A 25,489-nucleotide genomic window follows, 5' to 3' on the forward strand; every position below is an offset into this window, starting at 1 on the left:
TTGTTCATCACTGCACGACAAGCCGCTTCGCCTCATCGGGTGAAATCTCAGTATTAAAGCGAATTTGCTCTTCAATAATTTCTACAGGAATAAATCGAACCTGCACGACAGTCGGATTACTTCGATCATCTGCTGCCATCATCTGATTCAGTTGCTTGATTTGACTGAGCGTAGGTACCGTATCCCCTCGCACGACAACTCGAATTAAGGTGTATTGCTTTTGCTGCTCGAACTGAATAGTGTCAATAATATTATTTTTTTGATTTAGTAATTGCTCAATCGCAGTTTTAGATTTAGTTTCATACATTTGTTTTTGCAACATATGTATGAAATTAGCAGATAAATAAATTGCGAGTATCAAAAGGAAAATTAAGCTGATTGCATTTCTTTTGATAAATTCCAAAACATTACTTTGTACTTGTTCATTTGAACCACGTCTGAAACCTGCAATCCACAACACGAGTGAAGAACTAATCTGAATAGCAACCATATTGGTTAAAGCCAATAAAAATGCATTTGCTGAATGACGTAATTCCGCATGGGCTAACAATATGCCACTTGCCACTAATGGTGGAACCAATGCAGTCGCCACAGCAACACCAACCACCGCTACAGACAATCTTGGTGAAATTGAAGCAAACGCCCCTGCTGCACCGCCTGCTAAGGCAATCATCAAATCAATTACTGTCGGCTGAGTTCGAGATAAAATTTCACTGGTTAAAGGCATATTGAAGTTAATCAAACCCAATACGACACCAATACTAAAAATCATCACCACGCCCAGTGCTAGGGTTTTCAGAGCGGTTTGTAATAGAATCCACCGATTATCAATAAATGCTAGTGCAATGCCTGAAATGGGTCCCAACATCATTGCAACCAGCATTGCTCCTATTACAACTGCGGCTGAGTCTGCCAACAATCCATAACCAGCAATCACTGCAGCTAAGGCATTCATAATAAAATACGTTTTGGTTGGTAAAGCATCTGCCTGAATATTTAGTCGTACATGCTTGTGATCAATTTTCCTAGAATTTTCTCTTAAGGCTTGTTTATATCTAAGCTTTTCCTTTAAACGTTCTATATGAGCCTGTTCAGGATGATCATTAATGACGATTGTAGGTCTATCTTTTTCATTTTCCATTGTTTTTATACTCATCTCATAAACAGAAGTTTCATGCAAAGTCCTAATTTACTTTTTGGTTGATTATTTAAATCATGCTTAGTTCAACCTTACTCTAACACCATGTAATTACAATAGAAAAAATATTTAAACTCACCATAATTTACAAAAGGGTTAAGAATTAAAACACTCCTTCTGCACAGCGCGGGTTAAGCTGAAACTTGAAATAGATCATTCGTTTAATTCATCAAATTTCACATACAATAATTGAATGAGGTAACTATGAATTCTTCAGCAGCTCTAAAAGTATATACACGTAATAATTTAGATGATTCTATTAAAGAAGCAACGGTCAAAATTCTAAATCAAATTCTTGCGAATCTGATTGATTTATCACTACTTACTAAACAAGCACATTGGAATATGCGTGGTAGTAATTTTATTGCAGTCCATGAAATGTTAGATATGTTCCGCACCTCAATCATTACCCATCTAGACAATGTCGCTGAGCGTGCTGTGCAAATTGGTGGAACAGCTTTCGGTACAACCCAAACAGTTGCTGAAAGTTCACATCTTAAACCGTATCCTGTCGCGATTCATGCTGTACAAGACCATTTGAAAGAATTGGCAGATCGTTATGGTGTAGTCGCAAATCACCTTCGTGATACGATCGAAGATATTAAAGACCCAATTTCTGAAGATATTATTCATGCAGCTTTAGAAGACTTAGATCAGTATTTATGGTTCTTAGAAGCCAATATTGACCAAAACTAAGTTTAGTTTATTCAAGACGAAAAAAGAGGACAATTCAGTCCTCTTTTTTATTAGCGCTAATTATGGTTTAACCACAACCAGTACCTGAATCGCTTCTGGGGTAACAGAAAGTCCATCAAGTAGTCCTAAACCTTCTTTTTGGAATTTTTGTAAGCGCTCAATTTCATCTTGGCGAATACTTGGATTGAATTGCTTCAGATAAGTTAAACGGTCAATTTCATATTGCCATTTACTACTGTAATGCTCTTTCGCTTGCTGCATCAATTCAGGTAACGATGTTTTAGCAATATCCAAAGCTTGAGCATAACGTGTCTCAATCACATCACGGCGCGCTTTCACCACCTGACGGCAGCTATTACCATCTAAATGGTGCAAGTATGGACGTAAAATACTTGGATCAATCTTGGCAGATAAATCTTGACCATTTTCGCTCAATAAAACACGGATCAACTGCTTTGGAAGGCTTGATGGTAAGTTCAGGGCTTTTGGTGCAACCACATCCACCTTAAACCAAACTTCCAACAGAACTGAACCTTGTTTTAATGCATTTGATTTTAACAACGCAACATTGGTACTACCAAATGATTGTGTGCGGATCATTTCCATCACACTTTCAATAAATGGATGCTCAAGTGTCAAATACTGCGCATCTTCACGAATCTGAGCCTGATCACGGTAGAAAGTCGCTGTCATACCTTCTTCGTCTAAGGTCAAACCTTGAACTTGCATTTGATCAGTAGGCTTGATGATTACAGTACCATTGCTTTGCTCATCAAAATCGATATTGGTAGATGACATAAAACGTTTAACAAACATCGGCAAAGTCGTATTGTCATCATAATCTTCGAGTGCTTGTACAATACCTTGTGCAACCACTGGACGACATGAATTGTATTCTAGCAATCTGTCGCGACCAGCTTGTAATTCAGCTTCCAAAGCTTGACGTTGTACATTCACCTCTTCAAGTAAATCTTCAAAAGTCTGACCTTGATCAGCAAGCAAACAATCTTTCAACTCAACAATAAAGTTCTCTTGCAAGGTTTGCGCAGTTGGAGAGATATTGCTGAAAATATTAAGTGCTTCGTTGTACCAACGGAACATACGCTCTTGAGCGGTGCCTACCAAATATGGCACATGAATTTGGATACGGTTTTCTTGACCAATACGATCTAGTCGACCAATACGCTGTTCGAGCACATCAGGGTTTGCAGGCAAATCAAATAAAATTAAATCACTGGCAAACTGGAAGTTACGCCCTTCTGAACCAATTTCAGAGCACAGTAAAATCTGAGCACCATAACTATCTTCAGCAAAATATGCGGCGGCTTGGTCACGCTCTAATAAGCTCATGCCCTCATGGAACATTGCTGTACGAATACCTGCATGTAAACGTAGGGCATTTTCTAAAGCTTCAACTACAGGTCCACTACGTGCGATCAACAATACTTTTTTGTGCTTGAGATCTTTACGCAGTACTTCCATCAACCACGGCACACGAGGATCGGTTTCCATCCAAGAACCATCGAGCTGTCCCTCTTCAGGCCACATTTGTTCTCGCATTTTGCCGTCAAAAGACCAGTCTTCTGGTGCAGGCAATGGTGCAGGTTGACAGTCACGACCTGGGAAACCTTGAATCGCTTCACGCGTGTTACGGAATAAAATACGACCTGTACCATGACGGTCTAATAACTCATGGATCGCTCGCATACGCTGTTCTGGCTGATCATCAATACGATGACCCAATAGGCCATCTAGTACGACCAAATGCTCTTCAGTCAATGCCTCATCAGACATCAATACTTCTGCTATTTTCGCAGTATGCTGATATTGTTCTTCTTCGTCGAGGAAGCGATCTAAACTGCTAAAACGTTGTGGATCCAGTAAACGAAGTCGCGCAAAGTGACTTTCTACACCTAGTTGCTCTGGTGTGGCAGTAAGCAAAAGCACACCTGCTGTTTGTTCAGCGAGTTCTTCTACTAAATCATACCGATCATTACCGCCGTCTTCTTCACTCCACATTAAGTGATGTGCTTCATCTACGACGAGTAAGTCAAAGCCAGCTTCTACGGCTTGCTCACGTAAGTCTTCATGGTCAACCATCAAATCAACACTGGCAATAATACATTGCTCAGTTAAAAATGGATTGAGATCAGGATCGTGTTCTTTGATCGAAGCAGTACGTGTTAAATCGAAAAGTGAAAATTGCAAATTGAAACGACGGCGCATTTCAATCATCCATTGATACTGCAATGAATCAGGAACCAAAATCAGAATACGTTCTGAGCGACCCGTTTTTAATTGTTGATGGATGATTAAACCAGCTTCAATGGTTTTACCTAGCCCCACTTCATCTGCTAACAAAACACGTGGGGCAAAACGCTTACCGACTTCGTGAGCGATATAAAGTTGATGTGGAATCAATCCAACACGAGCACCAAGGAAACCACGTAAAGGACTAGTATGCATTTGCGCTTGTAATAGCATCGCTTCGATACGAAGGTCATACCATTCTTTATAATCAATTTGACTAGCAAGCAAACGCTCTAAAGGTTTTGAAAGCTGAATTTGCGCACCAATACGTGTTTCATTCAATGATTTTCGTTCTTGCTCGCCATTTTCTAAAGTACGAACAACATCATAACGAAGCACTCCATGACGATCTTCGATTGCTTCAACAATCCATTTTGAGCCTTCTTGATCTTGCACTTCATCGTTTACATTGAAAATGATACGAGATAAAGGTGCATTGTTACGTGCATACACACGTGTTTCATCACTTTTGGGGAATAAAATGCTGATAGAACGTTCATCCACATCAATAAGAACGCCTAAACCTAGTTCAGTTTCTGTATCTGATAACCAACGTTGACCAATAGCAAACTGCTGCAATTTTTCCACCTTTATCTCAAGTTAGCCTACATATTGTAGTGCCTAATTCAACGAAGAATTAATGCATTTTATGTAGTTTTCAACGATATGTATTTTGACACAAAGCGCGTTCAGATAGCGCGCATCACATCATGTTTCATAAAAAAGTTTTGGGCTAAAACGGTACAGGACAATTGAATGTCAACTGCTGAGCTGTTTTAGGATGAGTGAAGCTTAGCTCTGTCGCATGTAAACACAAACGATCATAAAGCTGTTGTTGTTCTGGCGTAGCGTACAAAGTATCACCTAAGATCGGGTGACCTAAATACTGCATATGCACACGAAGCTGATGCGAACGACCTGTAATCGGAACGAGTTGAACTCGGGTTACAGGATGTCCTTTAATTTCTAAATGTTCGATGACTTGCCATTCTGTTAATGCTGGTTTGTGATGCGATGCATCAACGATATGCAATGGCGGACGGCTTGGATCATAAATCACGGGTATATCGACGATGCCTTCATCTTCGAGATGTCCAGCAACCAAAGCTTGGTAAATTTTTGAGGTTTGACGATCTTGGAATTGGCGAGAAATATGACTCTGCCCAAATTTAGATAAACCAAAAACGAGTATTCCTGAAGTATCCCGATCTAAACGGTGAATCAGTAAAGTTTTTGGCTCTAGTTTTAATAAGCGATTGATTAAACAATCTTGCAAATCAGGTGTTTTTCCAGGTACGGTGAGTAGCCCTGCGGGTTTATGGATGACCATAAAATCTTCATCACGATGAATCAAATGTTCACTTAGAAAATCACTCAAGATAGCCTTCCAACGACTCGATGAAAACAAGCGGGCAATCATAAAAAGCTTAGACTAGAAATACAATGAAAAAATCGATTTAATTCTAATTTTTTATTCCATATCTAAAAAAACACCACAACAATAGTCATGGTGTTTCCTGATATCTGAAATTAAGCAGAAGCTTTCATTTCAGCAAATGTTTCTTTTGCTGCTTGAATGGTCTCTGCAATATCTTGATCAGAGTGTACTGAAGAAATAAAACCAGCCTCAAATGCTGAAGGTGCAAGGTAAACACCGCGTTTAAGCATACCATGGAAGAATTTCTTAAACGCACCCACATCACAGGCTAACATCGAATCAAAACTTGTGATGTCATCTTGATCTGTGAAGTACAAACCAAACATTCCTCCCACTTGCTGAGTTTTGAATGGAATACCAGCTTCATCTGCTGCAACTTGTAAACCAGCAAGCAGTTTTTCTAATTGGGCAGCTAATTTGTCATAGAATTCAGGTTCACGTAGATGCTTAAACATCGCAATACCCGCACGCATTGCCAAAGGATTTCCTGACAATGTCCCTGCCTGATACACGCCGCCTAGCGGTGCGATACACTCCATGATTTCACGTTTACCACCAAAAGCACCCACTGGTAATCCTGCACCAATGATTTTACCTAAAGTCGTTAAATCTGGTTTTACCTTATAGACTGATTGCGCTCCACCAAGAGCAACACGAAAACCTGTCATTACTTCATCAATAATGAAGACTGATTGATATTCATCACAAACATCACGAATGGCTTGCAAGAATCCTTCAATCGGCGTTACTAAATTCATGTTGCCTGCTACAGGTTCAATGATTACGCCTGCAATCTCATGACCAAACTTACTAAAACATTCTTTTAATGCTTCAATATTGTTATATGGCAAAGTTAAAGTATGTTTTGCAAAATCAACAGGTACTCCTTTAGAAGTCGGCTCCCCCTCACCCAAAGTAAGTAAACCTGAACCTGCTTTAACTAATAATGAATCAGAGTGACCATGATAACAGCCCTCAAATTTCACAATCTTGTCACGTCCTGTATAACCACGTGCCAAGCGAATTGCAGTCATCGTCGCTTCAGTTCCTGAACTGGTCATACGAACCATTTCGATCGAAGGCATAATTTCGCAAATCGTGTCTGCCAAAGTGGTTTCATGCACGGTTGGCGCACCAAAACTTAAGCCATCCTCAGCTGCGATTTGCACCGCTTTAATAATATCAGGATGTGCATGACCTAAGATCATCGGTCCCCATGAACCTACATAGTCAATATATCGTTTGCCATCAACATCCCACAGGTACGCACCTTTCGCTTTCTCAATAAAAACTGGCGTACCACCTACACCGTTAAATGCACGTACAGGTGAATTTACGCCACCTGGAATATGTTTATTCGCCTGTTTAAATAACTGTTCTTGCTTTGGAGATAAACTCATATGAGGCTCAACCTAAATCGAAATAATGGGGAGTGACTAAAGTCCCAACTTGTGAACACACAGAATTATGCAAATAATTTCGCCCATGCGCTGACACGAGCAGGAATTTCGGCTGTTGATCGTCCTAATATATCACTAATTACTGCACAAAGGCTTGCTCCAGCCTCTATCACGACTTGAGAATTTTCAACAGTTAAACCTCCAATCGCACAAATTGGCACATCATATTTTTGTTGAGCCTGTTTGATGACTTCGATTCCCACATTGCCCGCTTCTGGTTTAGTTGATGTCGCATAGACAGCACCAAATGCTACATAAGTCGCGCCTTCGGAAATTGCTTTTGCTGCCAAGTCTAAAGAGTTTAAGCAAGTACGTCCGATAATTACTCCTTGGGGTAAACGCTTAATCGCATCAGTAATTTCACCATCGGACTGCCCTAGATGCACACCTAAACCAAATTGTTCTGCTAACGCCAAATCATCATTAATGACAAAAGGGACTTGATATTTTTCACACAGGACTTTGATCAACTCCACTTCAGATGGTTGATTTATTTTTTCTATTTTTTTTCGACGATATTGCAAAATAGCTATATGACCAGTAGCTAGTGCAGTCTCTAACTTTTCTAAAAGAAGTTGAATGGGATCATCATTGGTGATGAGGTATAAACCGCGCATGAAAATTTCACTAAAAAAACGTTGGTTTCAGGGTATATTTTCTTATTTAAAAATTAAAGAGAGTGTGCACATTTACATTACTAAAAATAAACCTTAGAACAAAAAAGCTGCTATGACGCAGCTTTAGACATTTCTAATTTTAATATCTTGTTTAAGACTCAATCTTGTCAAACTTGCGATCAATTAAACTGAGACGACCACGTACAACATCAGACAACATACGCCAATCTGAAATAAAACTATAAAGCGGTTGTTTAAAACTCGCTGGTTTATTGTGTTCAAAGAAAAAGTGTCCAACCCATGCACACGCATATCCAGACAATAAACCATAAGCTAAATACTTTGCTTTACGCTGGCTAATTGCTTTACTCCAAAAATACAAACCCAGTGTACTACCTGCTACATGCAAACGTCGGCTCGCAATACTACGATGTTCAGTTAAATAAAAGCGGTAAAATTCATTATAGTCTTTAATTGGCAATGTGAATTCTACTGGCTTGTCGATCTTCGCTGGTGCATTCATGTGGATCATCCTAATCTTTAAACTCCCCACAACTTAAAGTATTTTTTGCTCAAAATAAAGTCATTGTGAGCCATCCTCAACGAGACTTAAAAGATCTTTACAATAATTTTTGAGATCAACACGTTATACTAAATTTTAGAATATTTATCAAAAATGGTCAGGAGTTATAACATCATGGAAATAGAGCTTAAATTTCAGCTACCTGAATCTAAGAAAAAAAGTGTCCTGCAATTTTTAAATAAACAATCGGCTCAGAAAATTCGTTTGCAAGCAAAATACTATGATACTGCTGATCGTCTATTAGCAAAAAATTATGTGGCTATTCGTCTGCGTCAAGAGGGTGATCATTGGGTACAAACCTTTAAAGCTGCGACTAAAAATCATTTGCAACGTATTGAAGAAGACATCTATTTAGGTAAATGTGAACAAGAACCTGAATTGGACCTTACACTTTATAAACATAATCAAACCGTTCAAAGTGTACTACGTGATGTATTAGGTGACTCGCCTACTGAACTACTACTTCAGTTCCAAACAGATGTGCAACGTACATTTCATGTTTTTGAATTTGAAAATTCGCTAATTGAAGTTTGTTTAGATGATGGTGAAATTCGTACACCTAACGATCAAGCCCAAATATGTGAAGTTGAATTTGAACTGAAACAAGGCTCACCCCAAGACCTAATTACATTCGCACATACATGGGTGAAGAAATATCAATTATGGCTAGATGTTCGCAGTAAGGCTGAACGTGGTAATTTGCTTGCCGTAACTAAACGTGTCTCTCCTGCTACTAAAGCAAAAACGCTCAAATTAGAATCTGATATTAGTGCTGATCAAGCAATCAAACAAATTGTCGAAAATACGTTAAATCATATTTTACCTAATGCAGCAGCGATTGCTGATGGTGTTGCAGAAGCGGATCATATTCACCAAGCACGTGTGGGAATAAGACGTTTGCGTTCTGCCTTAAAACATTTTTCAAACTGGTCAACTCAAGTTGATGAGTCTTGGGAAAGTCAGTTAGCTGAAATTTTTAGAGCTTTGGGTAAATCGCGTGACAATGATGCAATCCAAGATTCGGTCATTCCTTTAATTCAGAAAGTGTGTGATTTTGAATTTAAGCTTACAGCCTCTGACGCAACTAATATTGCTCAGATTTTCAGTCGGACTCAAACTACTGAGCTATTTTTATCACTACTCAACTTTAGCTATCGTGAATCTGAATCAAAGCCTAAAGTCACTAAACAAGCTGCAAAAAGTTTAACCAAGCTCTATCAAAAAATCCTCAAGGATGCAGAACATTTTTCATCACTTGCTGTAGAAGAACAGCATCGAACCCGCAAACGAGTAAAACAATTGCGTTATTGCATCGACTTTATTTCTGATCTTTATCCTGAGAAAGATGTTCAACAATTCCTAGATAAATTACAGCCAATTCAGGAATATTTAGGTTTTTATAATGATTTGTTTGTCGCTGAACATATTTTCGAGGAACAAGCTACAGAGCACCCACAATTTTTATTTGCTTTAGGTTGGGTAAAAGCACAACAACCACATGTTGCTAAGAAGGCTGCAAAGAAACTAGAGGATTTATCGATCAAAGACATTTTTTGGGATGAGGAGTGATTGCTCTGCAAGGGAAAATCACCTCACTCTGTTATCGTGCTGGTGGCATGGATGCCGCCACAAATAATCTAAATCTTAACAAAAAAAGCGGATACTCTGAAACGTCATCAGCAACCTGCGTGATATAAGCAAAGTAATGTTTCTGCGATGCATTTTAATAAATCCAAGAAATAAACAGGTTTTGCTGATGACAATGGCTTTGCCTACTTTGTCCGAAAACAAAGTAGGAAATCGTCTGCGCGAAAACATCCAAACTTTATATAGCACTTGTGGCTGTGCTATTATTTTTTAATGAAAATTAGAGTGTTAAACTATTTATTCCACTTAAATCATTTACCGATACTTCCCAAAAATCTTCCATGTTCCATTATCTGCAATCGGATCACTATAACTATCATTACGTTGCTTACGTAGTTTATCCCGTGCATCCACCAATTTAAAATGTGGTTCGACGCTTAAAATTACACCATTCATATAAAAACGGGTTCGTGTATATTCACTTTGCCCATGCTGAAAGACGTAAGTACGTAAATCTATAAACTCACGATGAGCCACCAAAGCAGCAGTGTCATCACTCCCTAACCATTCTTGCATCGCAAAAATCTGATCTGTGTCAAATTGCCCACACTTTTCGATCAATGCCGCAACACCACGAAAAGTTTTAGACTCTTTAGCGCGAGTTTTATTGATTCGAATACGATCGACGTGAAAGAAAAACAATGGCAGATTCAGATGGCTGGGTAAATGAATCGCATCCACAGGCTCATCTTCCATAAAAGGCTGACAAAGTTCCTGCGCCCTTTCAATCAATGGTTGCCATTGACGATAATACTCATCGACCTGATCTTTTAGACCATAATAAATCGGTAAACCTTCAACATGTTCCAAATATTGAGGTGGATAAATATGTTGACGAAGTAAAGCGATATCTGTTTTTAAGCTTTGAATGGCGATAGCATCTTGCATGATGATAATTCGATTTGCTTAGGCTATTTTAGATTAAGGCAAAGGTTTAGTTTCGACAAGGCTTTGACTATAATAAGACGTCTTATTTTTGTTGGAAAATGATCATGTCTCAAAAAATCAACGCCACCGATGTGACGGAAGAAGAAGCGTTAAATGCGGTGTTTTTTGAGCGTGCAGATGAATTCATCAAACTCGCCAATGAGTATTGCCGCCCACCGAAAGGTCAACCAGCAAAACCAGAGGAATTACGCGGACAAGTGAGCGCTGCTATGCTATTTGCGACTGCTCGTTTTAATACATGGGTTGCTGCAAATAACTTTAAAGATGGCAATGAAATGCGCGACGCTAAAGAGCAAGTGATGACTTATTTGCTTCAACAATTTCAAATGATGCTCGAAGATAATTTTGACGAATATTGCGAGCAGTTTGAAAACTATTTACGCTTCCGTAAAAATGAAGATTTTCATGCTCATAAACATGATCATTGACGAGTAAATTAGTCTTTAGAGATTAAATATTTATCTTCATCAGAACAAGGCATTCATTAGTTTAATGCCTTGTTCTGATTCAATAAATTAAAAAGCTGTATTAATTAGATAAGCTGTATAAGCGATAAAACTGAATAACCAAGTTCCACCTTTTAAACGCCCGATACGTCCATGCCCTTTCAAGCTGATAGTGAAAAAAAGTAGACTCAAGGTGAGTATACCCATTACCACCATATCACGCTGTAAAACCTCATGGGGTACTGTAGTAGGATGAATCATTCCAGCAAGTCCAACCACTGCCAAAGTATTGAACATATTTGAACCAATTACATTTCCTATCGCGATATCAAGTTCACCCTTTCTAGCAGCAGCGATGGATGAGGCTAACTCTGGTAATGAAGTTCCAATAGCTACAACAGTTAAACCAATAATTAATTCACTTACACCAAAGGATTGAGCAATCTCAACAGCTCCCCACACCAATAGACGTGAGCTTATAACTAATACAATTAACCCAAATATTAGTAGTGGAATAGCCTTTTTAAGAGGCATTTGATGTGTTTGTAATTCAAAATCAAATTCATGGCTTAAAACATCACTTTTACTGCGCATACCTTGCCAAATTGTCCATCCCATATAAACAAATAAAAGCAAGAACAGTAACAATGCATCATTCCGACTCAGTTCGCCATCCATGATTTGCATAATCGCTACCACTGTCACGGCTAATAAAAGAGGTAGCTCCTTACGAACTATTGTTGAATGCACCACGATGGGGTGAATGATAGCCGTCAGCCCTAGTATTAATGCAATATTAACAATGTTTGAACCATAAGCATTACCTAACGCAATACCAGGATTACCATCTAGTGCAGCCATGACCGAGACAACAAGTTCAGGAGCAGACGTACCAAATCCGACAACGATCATGCCAACCAATAATGAAGGCATTCCTAGATGATGAGCAGTTGCAGAAGCACCATCAATAAACTTGTCAGCACTCCACACTAATAAAACAATTCCAGCAAGAACAGCGATTAAAGCTAAAAGCATATTATTCCCCGCACTTTAGTTTGAAATGAGGTTTATGAATCATAAAATCTCATTTCATGCAAAAAAAATAAAGCACTTAAGTATTATTTTATTGATGACTAAAAATTAGCTTAGTCCGAAACTATTGATGCCAATTATTGTTGCGCTTTTCCATACTGATCTGCCATAACCTCAACAAACTGATCAAGCTTAATATATTTCTTAATCACAGTATCAATGTCAGATTTCGTTAGTTTAGCAATTTCCTGATCACGTTTTGCTCGATCCAGCAGTGTTTTATTGCGCTCAAGTTGACCCGTCAACATGCCATGAATCGAACGTTCATCTTCTAATGAAGTCACACGTTTCTTCATAATGTCAGCTTTTGCAGCTTCAACTTCTTGCTGAGTTACACCTTTATCAAGTAAGTCATTCAATACTTTATGCACAGACTGTGAGACTTGATCTGAGCGGCCAGCTGTATAATTTGCTGAAATACTCAGTGAACCACTTTCTGTATCTGAATCTAAATCTACACTACTACCAAATCCATAAACCAATGCATTTTTCTCTCTTAGCTCTTGTGCTAAACGAGACGAAAGCTGAGAGTTCCCCATAATGTGACTTAAAATCATCAATGCAGCAGCATCTGGATGATAAGCACCTACTGGAATTGTGAGCACACTTTGATAACTTCCAAACTCACGTTGCTCAGATAAGGCATGAACTTTTTGAGCTTTAAATGCTACAAATGGAGTGACTATCTTTTGATATGGCTGTTTCGTCTTCCATTTTCCAAATGCATTTTCTAGAGTTTTCTGTATTTTTATAGCATCAAAATCACCAGTCACTGCAATTTGCGCATGATTGGTCATGAAGAATTGATCATAAAATTGCTTAACCTGTGACTGAGTGGCATCTTTAAGCTGTTGTTTAGTCAACTCAGGTTCAAAATGATAACGCAAGTCACCTGGTTGATAGGTTTCAAGTAGCCTTGCTAAAGTCATTGATGATACGATCGCTGGTTCTGTATAAGGACGATCTAAAGCAGATAAACTCTGATTTTTAGCCAAATCGAATTCAGACTGAGAAAACTTAGGTTGTTTAATGACATCAATGATAAAACTTAAAAAGTCTTCAAATTTGTCTTTTTTAGCCTGAACCACAATGGTCATTCCATTACCATTCGAACTCACCGATGCTCCCCCACTTGCAGCAATCGCCTTATCGGTAATTTCTTGTAAAGTATGTTTTTCTGAACCACGTAGCATCAAATAACTGGTTAAATCTAAAATAACACCTTTACCGAATAAAGATTTCTCATTACCAAAATCTAAACTAATCGTGGCATAGGTTTTATCATCACGAGTTGGGGTTGGGAATAAAGCATAACGAATGCCATTCTTTAATTCGCCTCGTTGAATCTTCTTTTCATTCTTTTGTAACTGCTGGGCAGATTGTTCGATGAACTGTTTGACCTCTTGCTGATAAACACTTGGATCTTTCAGCGGTTCAGCTTGCTCAGTATTTTGATCTAAGGTTTTTGGTTTATCTTCAGCTTTTAAAGTCATCGCTTTTTTCTGATCTTCTGGAGTAGGCAAAATGTCCCCAGAAATTCGATGTGAAGCGACTAAAAATTGTTTTAAAGTTTGATTAGCATCTTCAAGTTTTAGGTTCTGAATCGCCTCTAAGTCTCTAAAGTATTCATCCCACTGACCGTGTGAAGACACAGCATAATCACTCAAACGTGAGCCTAAAGCGACTGCATCATTTGCAATCGTATCGGCTGTATTTTGAGTAATATTTTTTATACGTTGTAATTCTGCATCAGTAAAAGTTTTACTATTTTCAACCCCATCAACTAGAGCATCACCCACTTTTTTCGCATCATGATTAGGTGCGTAAATCGCCCCCATAAATACGACATTAAAGTCTTGATCTAACCAAGTGGTTGATTGGACTGCTGTACTAATTCCTGTTTCAACCATACTTTTATATAAAGTTCCACTCGGTTGCATCGTAAATAATGCTGGAGCGAGCGCTAAAGCTGGCTGTAATTTTTCATTCTTGCCATTCATATAAATATTAAACTTGGCAAGATCACTTCCCTTTTGTACCGTAAACTGGCGTTGTTCAATTTTACTTGAATCTAAAACAGGGACTTGTACTGGGTTTGGAATTTTACGTGCTGGAATAGGGCTAAAATACTGATCAATTTTCTGTAAAACTTCTGTTTTATCGAATTTACCAGAGATCACCATGACCGCATTATTAGGTGCATACCAAGTTTTATAAAACTGGTTCAGCTCATTCATTTTGATCGATTTCAATTCAGGTAGATCACCAATCGGCAAACGCCCTAAATATTGATTTCCGTAGGCAGCTTTCCACATTTGATCCATCAATACCGCAAATGGCTGATCCATACGGATTTCACGTTCACGTTTCACAATTTCAATTTCTGATGGAACAAATTTCTCCTGAAGCACCAATTTATCCATGCGTTCAGATTCTAAATACAGAATCTCATTGAGCGCATTTTTCTCTGGACGAACAATATTCAAATACTTAGTTGAATAATAATCCGTGCTTGCATTTGTCATTAAGGTATATTGATCAAGGCGACGTTGAAATTCCTCACCTTTTACATTTTGTGTTCCTTTAAAAGCCAAATGTTCAAGCAGGTGAGCCAAACCACCTTTGCCCTTTGGATCATTCAAAGAACCTGTCATATAAACTGTATTTACAAAGACTTTATTTTCTTTTTCATTTGGGGCGAGAATAACTCTAAAGCCGTTGTCTAATTTATATTCTTCGATATTTTTTTCAGTTTTTACGAGTACAGCCTGAGACCATGAAGCTGCGCTCACCCCAAGTAAACAAAGAGAGAGTGTAAGTTGCTTAAACCGCATTAACATAGATTATCCGAATATTTTTGATGATTTAAATAAATACAAGTGTCCATACTAGTAAACAGCATAGTTTTTTAATAGTTATATTTTGAAAAAAGCTGTTCACTTAAACAGCTTTTTTCATTGTTTTTATTCGTTTTTTGTTACAAGCTAAATAGATAGTTCAGCCTGCATATATAACTTTGCATATCCCGAAATTTCAATACGCTCTGCTGACTCAATGAAGCATTCCAAAATGCCACCACGTGCTGATGCTTGATATGCAACTAATCGTTGTTTGTTCAGTTTTTCTGCCCAAAGTGGAACAATTGCCGTATGAATCGAACCTGTTACAGGATCTTCATCTATCCCAATCGCAGGAGCAAAATAACGTGACACGCAATCGAACTTTCCATCCTCACCCTTTGCAGTTATTGCAATATCAGGTTGAGATGCAGTAATTGCTGTACGTACCTGTCCTAATTGTTTTAATTTCTCTAGGTTCGGTTGCTCATCCAATACATCTTGGACAGACTCATATTCAACAATATAGGCTTGAGCATTTAAATAAACTGCCTTAAATGGCTTGGTTAAGCCATCACGTAAAGCTTGTGGATAATCAGAAACCTGTTCAGCTTTACGAATCGGAAAATTCATTTTGATTTTCCCATCAGCATCTTGAGTAACTACAAAAATTCCAAGTTGACGGACATGAAACTGTATGGTCTTCGCTTCTGTAAAATCTTTAAATAAAACATAAGCACTAGCTAAAGTTGCATGTCCACAAAAGGCAACCTCATCTGTCGGTGAAAACCAGCGTATTTCGTAATTAGCATCATCTATTTTTCGGACAAAAGCTGTTTCTGATAGATTATTTTCTAATGCGATATTTTGCATTAAATGCTCATCTAACCAATTATCCAAAACTATAACCGCTGCAGGATTGCCCTTGAATAATTCTTTGGTGAAAGCATCAACTTGATACATTTTCATAACAGCAAACTCTTCATAATTTTCAGCATATTTTGAACAAATGATCTAAAAATACTAGATACAGTTTTTTTAAAATTTACGATACAACTAAAAAGGTCAACACAGAATTAATATGAAATATATAGAACAAAAAAAGAGCGGTTTAACCGCTCTTTTAAAATCATGAATAGATTAATCACCCATATGTTCAATAATTGCTTGACCAAATTCAGAGCAACGTACCAAGGTTGCACCAGGCATTAAACGCTCGAAATCATAGGTCACTGTTTTTGCTTCAATCGCACCTGATACACCTTTAATAATCAGATCAGCAGCTTCAATCCATCCCATATCACGCAGCATCATCTCAGCAGAAAGGATAATCGAACCTGGATTTACCTTATCTTGTCCCGCATATTTTGGTGCTGTACCATGTGTCGCTTCATACACCGCAATCGCACCACCAATATTTGCACCTGGCGCAATACCAATACCACCAACTTCTGCTGCAAGCGCATCAGAAATATAGTCACCATTTAAATTAAGCGTGGCAATAACTGAATAATCCGCTGGACGCATAAGAATTTGCTGTAAAAATGCATCTGCAATCACATCTTTAATAATGATGTCTTTGCCTGTTTTTGGATTTTTAATTTTAACCCAAGGACCACCATCTAATAGTTCTCCGCCAAAACGCTCCATCGCTAGCTCATAGCCCCACTCTTTGAAGGCACCTTCGGTGTACTTCATGATATTGCCTTTATGGACAAGCGTCACTGAAGGTTTATCATTATCAATTGCAAACTGAATGGCTTTACGGACAAGACGTTGAGTACCCTCTTTTGAAACAGGTTTAATCCCAATACCACAACCTTCATCAAAACGGATTTTTGTTACGCCCATTTCTTCTTTTAGAAATTTGATAACTTTTTTAGCTTCATCCGAATCTGCTTTCCATTCAATCCCTGCATAAATATCTTCAGAGTTCTCACGAAAAATAACCATGTCTGTTAACTCAGGATGTTGCACAGGTGATGGTACACCTTCAAACCAACGCACTGGTCTAACACAGACATACAAATCAAGTTCTTGTCTGAGCGCAACATTTAATGAACGGATACCACCACCAACAGGAGTGGTTAAAGGACCTTTGATTGAAACAATAAATTCACGTAATGCTTCGAAAGTCTCTTCTGGCATATAAGTGCCATATATTTTATCTGCTTTTTCGCCGCAATATACTTCCATCCACTCAATTGAACGTTTACCACCATACGCTTTTAGAACAGCAGCATCTACTACTGCCTTCATAGCTGGTGTAATATCCACACCAATACCATCACCTTCTATAAAAGGAATGATTGGATGATTTGGAACATTCAGTGACAGGTCTGCGTTTACTGTGATTTTGTCACCGTCAGCAGGAACCACGATCTTCTGATAACCCATTTTACAGGTTCTCCCTCATGTGTATCTTGCGAGTAAATGTATGCCTTCTATGGCATACTTTCGTTGTTATTACATGAAACAGTTTAATCCATAAGCAAGGTTTTTGAGATTTATAGGAGAAATACAAACATTTCTCTCTTAAATAAAAAGCTTTATGTCATGGTGCCACTTAAAGCCAAAGTAGTATATTCATATGAAAATAGTTGTATTTAATAAACCTTTTGACGTGTTGTCACAGTTTCGTGAGGATGAGGCGCATTTAACGCTGTCACATTTTATCCACGATCCTGATTTACGTCTTGCGGGTCGCCTTGACCTCGATTCTGAAGGCCTCATGTTCCTGACTGATCACGGCGGTTTAAACCAGTACATCACCAATCCAACCAATAAAAAATTTAAAACTTATCTCGCACAAGTTGATGGTGATGTCACAGAAGAAGCGCTAGAACAGCTACGTAAAGGTGTTGAGCTTGCTGATGGTATGACACTCCCTGCAAAAGCAATTAAGGTTGATCAACCTGAGTGGTTGTGGGATCGTGATCCACCTGTTCGCTTCCGTGCCAACATCCCAACGAGTTGGATTGAACTTCAGATTTGTGAAGGTCGTAACCGTCAAGTTCGTCGTATGACAGCTGCTGTTGGTTTTCCGACATTACGTTTAATTCGTACTAAGATTGGTGCCATCGACCTTGTACGTTTAGGTTTACAACCTGGTGAACAAAAAGAGATCGAACCTTTACTTTATCCTGATTTTAAAGATCTTCCTGAAGATAAGCCTTATCGTTCTCGCTCATACGTGAAAAAACCAGGCGGCACTGGTGGTAAACCAATGCATCAGAAAAAGAAAGAAGGCGATAAAAAAGACCCAAATAAGAAGAAGTCTGGTACTAAGCGTATTTGGCAAATGGATGAAAGTGAGAAACCACGTCGCAAGACTAATGGCACAACACGACCAAATACCAAAGCTCCACGCGGACGTAGCCGAAATAGTCGTTAGAATTTAGATGTTTTAAAGCCCACGGAAGTGGGCTTTTTAAATTTGTATAGTTTGTATTTTCTATAAATCAGCTTTCTTCAAAAAGAGATTTACACCATAAAATGGATGGTTGGTTTGATATACATGAATAAGTAATTCATATTTTACTGAACGCCCATTTATACTTTCATAAAAAAAATCTAATGAATCTTCCAATTCTTTTTTTTGATTTAATTGATCTATTTGAAATTGTGCCAATTCAAATCTAATTTCCTCTGATGTAGATGCTTTTACGGTACTAAGTTTTTTTAAAATCTCCTTACTCTTCGGGTGTGTTATTCTCAAATTAAAAGCATCTCCTCCCAAATTTTCTAGAGTGTAATTGATCACAAGAAATACTATATTATGGTTAATATCTATCTTAGGATCTGTGCTACTGCCATAAACGGGAGAATTTACTTTAGATTGAGAAATAATAAATCTTGGTTCGAGCATCTTATGCTGTTCATCGAGTTGTTGTCTTTGAAGTTGCACTAATTCAACTTGCTGTTTTATCCCTTCTCTCATCTCATCAATCTGAAGTTGAAGCGCTCTTTCTTGTTGCTCTAAAGCTTTGGTATTTTGTTCTAATTGTTTGCCCTGCTGCATATACCCTAAAATCAACCAAAAGAAAGCAACGGGTGCAAAAACACCAGCTAAGAAATCTCCAAACTCATTCAAAGACTTCGGATGTTCTAAGCCTGTAAAAAGATAAATAAATACAATAATTGCAATCCAAATTACTGTAACAAGAATTCCAATAGTTAAACTTCTCTTATTCATAGATTTTAAAGAAATGAATTATAAATTTATGTTTTATTTAAATTTAAATAGATTATTAATAAACAGTCAAATTTAAAAATATCTTATTTATCAAATAAAAAACCGATGCTTTCGCATCGGTATTTTTACATTACCAACAGGTTTGTTAGTTCTGCATTAAAACTTAAATCGTTTCAAGCGTAGCATTAAAAGTTGAACTTGGACGCATTACTGCATTTACTTTTACTGGATCCACAGCGTAGTAACCACCAATATCAGCTGCTTTACCCTGTACTTCACTCAATTCAGCAAGAATTTTTTGCTCATTTTCAACTAAAGCTTTTGCAAGAGGAGCAAACTTCGCTTTTAACTCAGCATCTTCGTCTTGAGCAGCAAGTGCTTCAGCCCAATACATTGCTAAATAGAAATGACTACCACGGTTATCTAGCTCACCAGTACGACGTGATGGAGACTTATCGTTATCGAGCAGTTTACCCGTAGCTTGATCAAGTGTTTTCGCTAGTAATTTAGCACGTGGATTATCTTCTTTAAGACCTAGCTCTTCTAAAGATACTGCAAGCGCAAGGAATTCACCTAGCGAATCCCAACGTAAGTGGTTTTCTTCAACTAACTGTTGAACATGCTTCGGCGCTGAACCACCTGCACCTGTTTCATACATGCCACCGCCCGCCATTAACGGAACGATAGATAACATTTTCGCTGAAGTACCCAACTCCATGATTGGGAACAAGTCAGTTAAATAGTCACGTAAAATGTTACCAGTTACAGAAATAGTATCTAAACCACGAGCTACACGTTCAAGCGTATAACGCATTGCACGTACTTGTGACATGATCTGAATGTCTAAACCTTCAGTGTCATGCTCTTTTAAGTACTTCTCAACTTTCTTGATCAACTCATTTTCGTGTGGACGATATGGGTCAAGCCAGAAAATTGCAGGCATACCAGAGTTACGCGCACGACTTACTGCAAGTTTTACCCAATCGCGAATCGGTGCATCTTTCACCTGACACATACGCCAGATATCGCCTTCTTCTACATTTTGAGACATCAGTACTTCACCCGTGTCTAAATCTGTAATGTTCGCAATACCAGCTTCAGGAATTTCAAATGTTTTATCGTGTGAACCGTATTCTTCTGCTTTTTGAGCCATCAAACCAACGTTAGGTACAGTACCCATCGTTTTCGGATCAAAATTACCATTCCACTTACAGAAATTGATCATTTCTTGGTAGATACGTGCGAAGGTCGATTCTGGCATTACCGCTTTACAATCGTAAGGTTTACCATCTGCACCCCACATTTTACCGCCACCACGAATCATTGCAGGCATTGAAGCATCTACAATTACATCGTTTGGTGAATGGAAGTTGTCGATGCCTTTTGCTGAGTCAACCATTGCTAATGCAGGGCGATGTTCTTGGCAAGCATGTAAATCTTCAATGATTTCTTCACGAAGTGAGGTTGGTAAAGTAGCGATCTTTTCATAAAGACCAGCCATACCGTTATTGACGTTAATACCTAACTGATCAAATAACTTACCGTGTTTCTCAAATGCTTCTTTGTAGTAAATTTTCACACAGTGACCAAAAACGATCGGGTGTGAAACTTTCATCATTGTGGCTTTTACGTGTAACGAGAATAAAATACCTGCTTCACGGCAATCATCGAGTTGCTTCTCATAGAAGTCACACAATGCTTTTTTGCTCATGAACATTGAATCAATTACTTCGCCATCTTGAAGTGCTACTTTCGGTTTCAGAACAATCGTTTCACCACGCTTAGTAATCAATTCCATCTTCACGTTACGTGCACGATCAAGCGTCATTGATTTTTCACCATGATAGAAGTCACCTTCTTCCATGTGTGATACGTGGGTTTGAGACCACTGTTTCCATTCAGTCATCGAATGTGGATGCTTCTTCGCATAGTTTTTAACAGCAGCAGGCGCACGACGATCTGAGTTACCTTCACGCAATACAGGGTTTACAGCAGAACCAAGACATTTACCGTAACGAGTCTTGATTTCTTTCTCTTCATCCGTAGTAGGGTTTTCTGGATAATCAGGAATTGCATATCCTTTGGACTGTAACTCTTTGATACATGCTGTCAATTGAGCAACAGACGCACTGATATTCGGCAGTTTGATGATATTCGTATCTGGATCTTGAGTAAGGCGACCAAGCTCTGCAAGGTTGTTAGCCACCTTCTGCTCATCACTTAAGTAGTCCGAAAATTCTGCAAGCACACGCGCTGCAACAGAAATGTCACTCTTGACAATTTCTATGCCAGCTGGCTTAGTAAAGGTCTCAATGATCGGCAGTAGCGAGTAGGTCGCCAATAACGGCGCCTCATCAGTCAGTGTATAAATGATTTTTGACTTTCCACCAGCCATATATAGCCCCTTGTGTTAAATTGAGTTTTTAGAAGCGAGCTTTTGGCCCAGCCTCTGCGAACCGGTTTGCTTGATTTAGGCCTGAGAGTATCAGTCTTGATCGCATCTCAGTCAACGCAATATCCTGTGATAACGACATTTCGCTACGAAATAGTAGTTGTGAGCTTAGGCATTTAGCCCTGCGAACCGGTTAGCTTAAATAAAACATGAGATTATCAGGATTCACACTAAGCCAGTCAATGTCATATCCTGTGATAACGACATTTCTTTAAGAAATACTACAAAACATATACTCTTCGTTATTTTAGAATTTGAAATGAATTTACAAATTATTATTTATTTCAATAATTTAATAGAAACAAAAACAAACACCGCTCAAGACTGTCATCTTGAGCGGTGTTTCTTTGAAAGCTTGGATAAGACTAAAGTTTTAGCCATGCATCCAGTTTGTTTTGATCTTCAATATTGAGTTCAACAGTCGCTAAGGTGTTTTCCCCTGCTATGAGTTCAAATTGCAATAACTCATCTCTACGAAATGCGTATGCATTATATGTCCCTGGCTGTTTAGCATACTTAGATAGTAGTTTTTCGGAAGCTTTTAAGCCATCGATTGCAATGATCACATCATTTGCAGATAAGCCTGCTTTTGCTGCAGAACTTTCTCGACGAACATTTTGAATAACAACACCTTCAGCTTTGTCAGTAACTTTTAAGCCGAATGGTAATGCTTTGTCATTTTTAAGCGTATAGCTCAAACCAAACTCAGGTAAAAGTTGATCTAGTGGTAATTCATCAGTGGTATTGATCAAATGATTAATCTGTTCAATCCAATTATCGCCAGTCAATTCATTACATAACTCAAAAATCGTGCGATCATTAACTTGTATGCCATTTTGAGTGTTTTCATACAAACGACGCATAAGTGCATCAAGATTTGAACCACGTAAACGTAAACCCAAATCTAAACACAATGCGACTAGACTACCTTTGTTGTAGTAACTCGTTCCTGCATTATTTGAGTTTTCATCCTGACGATAGAATTTAATCCATGCATCAAAACTTGACTCAGAAACAGATTGAATAAAACGTCCAGGATTCTGTAGATAACGGTCAATTTGAGCTTTTAATAAATCAAGATAAGACTTTTGTGAAATGACGCCACTACGCAACAAAATTAAATCATCGTAATACGAAGTAAATCCTTCAAAGATCCACAACAAACTGGTGTATGACTCTTTGTGTAGATCGTAATTTGCGAAATTCTCTGGACGAATAAATTTAACTAACCATGAATGGAAATACTCATGGCTACACAAACCCAAAAAGCGCTGATAGTCTTTTGATGGTTCTTCTGGTTCATTTGCTTTAGGCAAATCATCACGAGGTGTAATTAAGCTTGTGCTATTACAGTGCTCTAAACCACCATAACTATTGCCTGTTGCCATCGTCATAAAGGTATAGTTTTTAAAAGGTGCTGAACCAAACATATCTATTTCAGTACGGCATATTTTTTCAATATCTGCCTGAAGACGATTTAAATTAGTCGCGTGTTTGCCTGAAATCACAAACTCATGTGGGATACCATTTGCATCAAAGCTAAAACGGCTTTGCTCGGCTAACTCAAATGGACTATCGATTAGCTGATCGTAACTCTCTGCTTTTAAAGTAAAACGCCCCTTAACAAGACTCTTTGAAACTAGTCCTGTTGCCAGTTGGAAATGCTTTAATTCGCTTGGTAGAAATAGTTCTACTTCACATGGCGCATGTTCCTGATCTTGGAGACCTAGACAAACACACGCTGGGTTTACGTATAGTCGTGTTTGATCAACATAAGCACCACGTACGGATAAATCATATGCGTAGACATCATATTCAACAGTAATAAGCTCATGATCGGTATTAAACAAACGCCAGCGATTTTTCTCTGTTTTTTTAATTTTTAATAAGCGCCCAGCTTCGTCAGAAGCTTTTACCGATTCGATATGCTTAGAAAACTCACGAATTAAATAACTACCAGGAATCCAAGTCGGTAACCATAATTCTTGATTAGGGTTAGCCAGAAAACGAAGGGTGACGTGAATCAGATGTTGGCGATAATCGTCGAACTCAATTTGATAGTGCAACATAATTTAAGATCATAAAAATAAGAACGGTTTCACACAGCTTAGCATTTTTTTACAAAGTCATGCGTAGATGTCGTAATTGTCAGCAAAAGTGGCTGGATTCTCCACTAAAAAAGTCATAGGATGCTTTTTTCGCATTCCATGCCCATGGATCGGCTGCTCAAGGTGTACTCGTGAAATTCATCCTCTCCCTCTTTACGTTCTTTAGCCTATTGTGTGTAAATCTTGCACATGCAAGCTTACTCAAAATAGCGCCTGAAACGGTCGAAGCACAAGCATGGTCTATTGTCGATGCGCAGTCTGGACAAATTATTGCCGAGCACAATAGCCACGTTCAACGTGCCCCTGCTTCACTCACTAAGATGATGGTTGCTTATATCGCATTAAAAGAAATTGAGGCAGGAAAATTACGTAAAGAAGATATCCTAACGGCTACACCTATTGTAAATACGATCATGTGGGATGAGTCCCAAATGTATTTAAAAACGGGCGAAAAAATTTCAGTTGACCAACTACTGGCAGGACTCATTGTCATGTCTGCAAATGATGCAGCTGTTACACTAGCCGAGAAAATCTCAGGTAGCGTCCCTCAATTTGTTGCTCGTATGAATCAAGAAGCACAAGCTCTTGGGATGAAAGATACACATTTTAGTAATCCTGCTGGAATTACAATGCCTGATCACTATTCGACAGCAGCAGATTTAGGTTTATTAGCCAAAGCCATCGTTCAAGATACGCCTGAATATTTATATTATTCAAAAATGCCTAGCTTCAGTTATAACCAAAGATTCCATCATGCAACTAACCTCGCACTCAAAATGGATCCGACCGCAGATGGTCTCAAAACAGGTTATACCAAAGCTGCTGGTTATAATTTGGCACTAACAGCAGAGCGTCCAACATTCAATCCTGATGTCGAGAAACGCCGTTTGATCGTTGTGGTTTTGGGAACACCTAGCGCGGTAAAACGTGCTGAAGTCGCACACAAGTTAATGAATCTTGCATTTACTTATACACGGGATGAAGTTGTAATCCCTAAGCACCGATTAATTGCAGAACTTCCTGTAATTCGTTCAACGCTAAAAATGTTCAGAGTAGAAACACAACAACCTACTATTGTGACAACTTCTCTTTATGACCGACCGATGCCTATTGATTTGAATACATTTAATCTTTTGACTCAGCGCATCCACCTAGTTGACGCAAATCAATTGGTCACTACAGTTGAACCGCTCCAAAGCACCAATACACATATCAATATTGAATTGAATGAACAGCACCTGACAGCGCCGCTGATGCAAGTCATGAACTTAGCGACAGTTTCGGTTTATCAGAATAATCAATTGATCCGAAGTCTCCAGATTGAAAATGATGTACAAATTGAAGAAGCTAATATTTTTCAAAAAATTATGATCTGGTTTTCTAATTTATTTTCATTTTTTTCAACAAATGACAGTCAGAGTGCCAAACTCTACCCATTAAATCAAGGGTAGAAACTCGACTA

At 38.4% G+C, this 25,489-nt stretch carries 19 protein-coding genes; 5 read left to right on the forward strand and 14 right to left on the reverse strand.

Going from position 1 to position 25,489, the window contains the following annotated elements; genetic code table 11:
- Positions 1–7: 7 nt before the first annotated feature.
- Positions 8–1,141: a TIGR00341 family protein gene (locus ACSC97_RS04620; protein WP_112986981.1), complete on the reverse strand. Its 1,134-nt coding sequence runs from the start codon at positions 1,139–1,141 to the stop codon at positions 8–10.
- A 261-nt stretch (positions 1,142–1,402) separates the two neighbouring features.
- Here ACSC97_RS04620 and dps point away from each other — a divergent pair, with 261 nt between their 5' ends.
- Complete coding sequence (dps, locus tag ACSC97_RS04625; protein WP_112986980.1) at positions 1,403–1,894, forward strand: DNA starvation/stationary phase protection protein Dps; 492 nt, start codon at positions 1,403–1,405, stop codon at positions 1,892–1,894.
- Between the two features lie 60 nt (positions 1,895–1,954).
- On the opposite strand, the gene rapA is transcribed toward dps, so the two are convergent.
- From rapA to ACSC97_RS04650, 5 genes are all read right to left on the reverse strand, one after another.
- Positions 1,955–4,792: an RNA polymerase-associated protein RapA gene (rapA, locus tag ACSC97_RS04630; RefSeq protein ID WP_112986979.1), complete on the reverse strand. Its 2,838-nt coding sequence runs from the start codon at positions 4,790–4,792 to the stop codon at positions 1,955–1,957.
- A gap of 145 nt (positions 4,793–4,937) precedes the next feature.
- Positions 4,938–5,582: an RluA family pseudouridine synthase gene (locus ACSC97_RS04635; RefSeq protein WP_171293774.1), complete on the reverse strand. Its 645-nt coding sequence runs from the start codon at positions 5,580–5,582 to the stop codon at positions 4,938–4,940.
- Between the two features lie 152 nt (positions 5,583–5,734).
- Positions 5,735–7,042, reverse strand: coding sequence for a glutamate-1-semialdehyde 2,1-aminomutase (hemL, locus tag ACSC97_RS04640; RefSeq protein ID WP_112986977.1), 1,308 nt, complete (start codon positions 7,040–7,042; stop codon positions 5,735–5,737).
- Positions 7,043–7,107: 65 nt separating this feature from the next.
- A complete protein-coding gene (thiE, locus tag ACSC97_RS04645) occupies positions 7,108–7,719 on the reverse strand; it encodes a thiamine phosphate synthase (protein ID WP_042891131.1) in 612 nt (203 codons plus the stop codon).
- Positions 7,720–7,870: 151 nt separating this feature from the next.
- A complete protein-coding gene (locus ACSC97_RS04650) occupies positions 7,871–8,242 on the reverse strand; it encodes a DUF962 domain-containing protein (RefSeq protein ID WP_112986976.1) in 372 nt (123 codons plus the stop codon).
- 174 nt (positions 8,243–8,416) lie between these two features.
- Between ACSC97_RS04650 and ACSC97_RS04655 the strand changes: the two genes are divergently transcribed.
- Positions 8,417–9,871, forward strand: a complete 1,455-nt coding sequence (locus ACSC97_RS04655; protein ID WP_112986975.1) for a CYTH and CHAD domain-containing protein — start codon at positions 8,417–8,419, stop codon at positions 9,869–9,871.
- 333 nt (positions 9,872–10,204) lie between these two features.
- Here the strand turns inward: ACSC97_RS04655 and ACSC97_RS04660 are convergent, their stop codons facing one another.
- Entirely contained in the window at positions 10,205–10,837 is a 633-nt protein-coding gene (locus ACSC97_RS04660; protein ID WP_112986974.1) for a hypothetical protein, read from the reverse strand.
- Between the two features lie 104 nt (positions 10,838–10,941).
- Between ACSC97_RS04660 and ACSC97_RS04665 the strand changes: the two genes are divergently transcribed.
- On the forward strand, positions 10,942–11,325 hold the full coding sequence (locus ACSC97_RS04665) for a DUF3144 domain-containing protein (protein WP_004912579.1): 384 nt from the start codon (positions 10,942–10,944) through the stop codon (positions 11,323–11,325).
- A gap of 87 nt (positions 11,326–11,412) precedes the next feature.
- Here ACSC97_RS04665 and ACSC97_RS04670 read toward each other — a convergent pair whose 3' ends face one another.
- The 4 genes from ACSC97_RS04670 to icd form a co-directional block, all read right to left on the reverse strand.
- Positions 11,413–12,378 carry a calcium/sodium antiporter gene (locus ACSC97_RS04670; RefSeq protein ID WP_112986973.1) on the reverse strand — a complete coding sequence of 322 codons (966 nt, stop codon included), beginning with the start codon at positions 12,376–12,378 and terminating at the stop codon, positions 11,413–11,415.
- 134 nt (positions 12,379–12,512) lie between these two features.
- A complete protein-coding gene (locus ACSC97_RS04675; protein WP_112986972.1) occupies positions 12,513–15,275 on the reverse strand; it encodes a M16 family metallopeptidase in 2,763 nt (920 codons plus the stop codon).
- Positions 15,276–15,419: 144 nt separating this feature from the next.
- Entirely contained in the window at positions 15,420–16,241 is an 822-nt protein-coding gene (locus ACSC97_RS04680; protein ID WP_112986971.1) for a PhzF family phenazine biosynthesis protein, read from the reverse strand.
- A gap of 171 nt (positions 16,242–16,412) precedes the next feature.
- Complete coding sequence (gene icd / locus ACSC97_RS04685) at positions 16,413–17,669, reverse strand: NADP-dependent isocitrate dehydrogenase (RefSeq protein ID WP_087540023.1); 1,257 nt, start codon at positions 17,667–17,669, stop codon at positions 16,413–16,415.
- Positions 17,670–17,862: 193 nt separating this feature from the next.
- On the opposite strand from icd, the gene ACSC97_RS04690 reads away from it, so the two are divergent.
- Positions 17,863–18,666, forward strand: a complete 804-nt coding sequence (locus ACSC97_RS04690; RefSeq protein WP_004912587.1) for an rRNA large subunit pseudouridine synthase E — start codon at positions 17,863–17,865, stop codon at positions 18,664–18,666.
- Between the two features lie 60 nt (positions 18,667–18,726).
- On the opposite strand, the gene ACSC97_RS04695 is transcribed toward ACSC97_RS04690, so the two are convergent.
- The 3 genes from ACSC97_RS04695 to ACSC97_RS04705 all read right to left on the reverse strand — a co-directional run bounded on the left by ACSC97_RS04695 (position 18,727) and on the right by ACSC97_RS04705 (position 23,988).
- Positions 18,727–19,467 carry a hypothetical protein gene (locus ACSC97_RS04695; protein ID WP_004963298.1) on the reverse strand — a complete coding sequence of 247 codons (741 nt, stop codon included), beginning with the start codon at positions 19,465–19,467 and terminating at the stop codon, positions 18,727–18,729.
- Positions 19,468–19,630: 163 nt separating this feature from the next.
- Positions 19,631–21,862, reverse strand: coding sequence for an NADP-dependent isocitrate dehydrogenase (locus tag ACSC97_RS04700; RefSeq protein WP_042891140.1), 2,232 nt, complete (start codon positions 21,860–21,862; stop codon positions 19,631–19,633).
- A gap of 422 nt (positions 21,863–22,284) precedes the next feature.
- Complete coding sequence (locus ACSC97_RS04705) at positions 22,285–23,988, reverse strand: M61 family metallopeptidase (RefSeq protein ID WP_004963304.1); 1,704 nt, start codon at positions 23,986–23,988, stop codon at positions 22,285–22,287.
- Between the two features lie 170 nt (positions 23,989–24,158).
- On the opposite strand from ACSC97_RS04705, the gene ACSC97_RS04710 reads away from it, so the two are divergent.
- Positions 24,159–25,478, forward strand: coding sequence for a D-alanyl-D-alanine carboxypeptidase PBP6B (locus ACSC97_RS04710; RefSeq protein WP_075696705.1), 1,320 nt, complete (start codon positions 24,159–24,161; stop codon positions 25,476–25,478).
- The last annotated feature ends 11 nt before the right edge of the window (positions 25,479–25,489 follow it).

The organism is Acinetobacter sp. P1(2025) (assembly GCF_051390655.1).
Taxonomy (GTDB): Bacteria; Pseudomonadota; Gammaproteobacteria; order Pseudomonadales; family Moraxellaceae; genus Acinetobacter; species Acinetobacter junii.

Coding starts and splice junctions, on each gene's coding strand:
- ACSC97_RS04620 (WP_112986981.1), bottom strand. CDS start 1,141: ATGGAAAATGAAAAAGATAGACCTACAATCGTCATTAATGATCATCCT.
- dps (WP_112986980.1), top strand. CDS start 1,403: ATGAATTCTTCAGCAGCTCTAAAAGTATATACACGTAATAATTTAGAT.
- hemL (WP_112986977.1), bottom strand. CDS start 7,042: ATGAGTTTATCTCCAAAGCAAGAACAGTTATTTAAACAGGCGAATAAA.
- thiE (WP_042891131.1), bottom strand. CDS start 7,719: ATGCGCGGTTTATACCTCATCACCAATGATGATCCCATTCAACTTCTT.
- ACSC97_RS04650 (WP_112986976.1), bottom strand. CDS start 8,242: ATGAATGCACCAGCGAAGATCGACAAGCCAGTAGAATTCACATTGCCA.
- ACSC97_RS04655 (WP_112986975.1), top strand. CDS start 8,417: ATGGAAATAGAGCTTAAATTTCAGCTACCTGAATCTAAGAAAAAAAGT.
- ACSC97_RS04660 (WP_112986974.1), bottom strand. CDS start 10,837: ATGCAAGATGCTATCGCCATTCAAAGCTTAAAAACAGATATCGCTTTA.
- ACSC97_RS04665 (WP_004912579.1), top strand. CDS start 10,942: ATGTCTCAAAAAATCAACGCCACCGATGTGACGGAAGAAGAAGCGTTA.
- ACSC97_RS04670 (WP_112986973.1), bottom strand. CDS start 12,378: ATGCTTTTAGCTTTAATCGCTGTTCTTGCTGGAATTGTTTTATTAGTG.
- ACSC97_RS04675 (WP_112986972.1), bottom strand. CDS start 15,275: ATGTTAATGCGGTTTAAGCAACTTACACTCTCTCTTTGTTTACTTGGG.
- ACSC97_RS04680 (WP_112986971.1), bottom strand. CDS start 16,241: ATGAAAATGTATCAAGTTGATGCTTTCACCAAAGAATTATTCAAGGGC.
- icd (WP_087540023.1), bottom strand. CDS start 17,669: ATGGGTTATCAGAAGATCGTGGTTCCTGCTGACGGTGACAAAATCACA.
- ACSC97_RS04690 (WP_004912587.1), top strand. CDS start 17,863: ATGAAAATAGTTGTATTTAATAAACCTTTTGACGTGTTGTCACAGTTT.
- ACSC97_RS04695 (WP_004963298.1), bottom strand. CDS start 19,467: ATGAATAAGAGAAGTTTAACTATTGGAATTCTTGTTACAGTAATTTGG.
- ACSC97_RS04700 (WP_042891140.1), bottom strand. CDS start 21,862: ATGGCTGGTGGAAAGTCAAAAATCATTTATACACTGACTGATGAGGCG.
- ACSC97_RS04705 (WP_004963304.1), bottom strand. CDS start 23,988: ATGTTGCACTATCAAATTGAGTTCGACGATTATCGCCAACATCTGATT.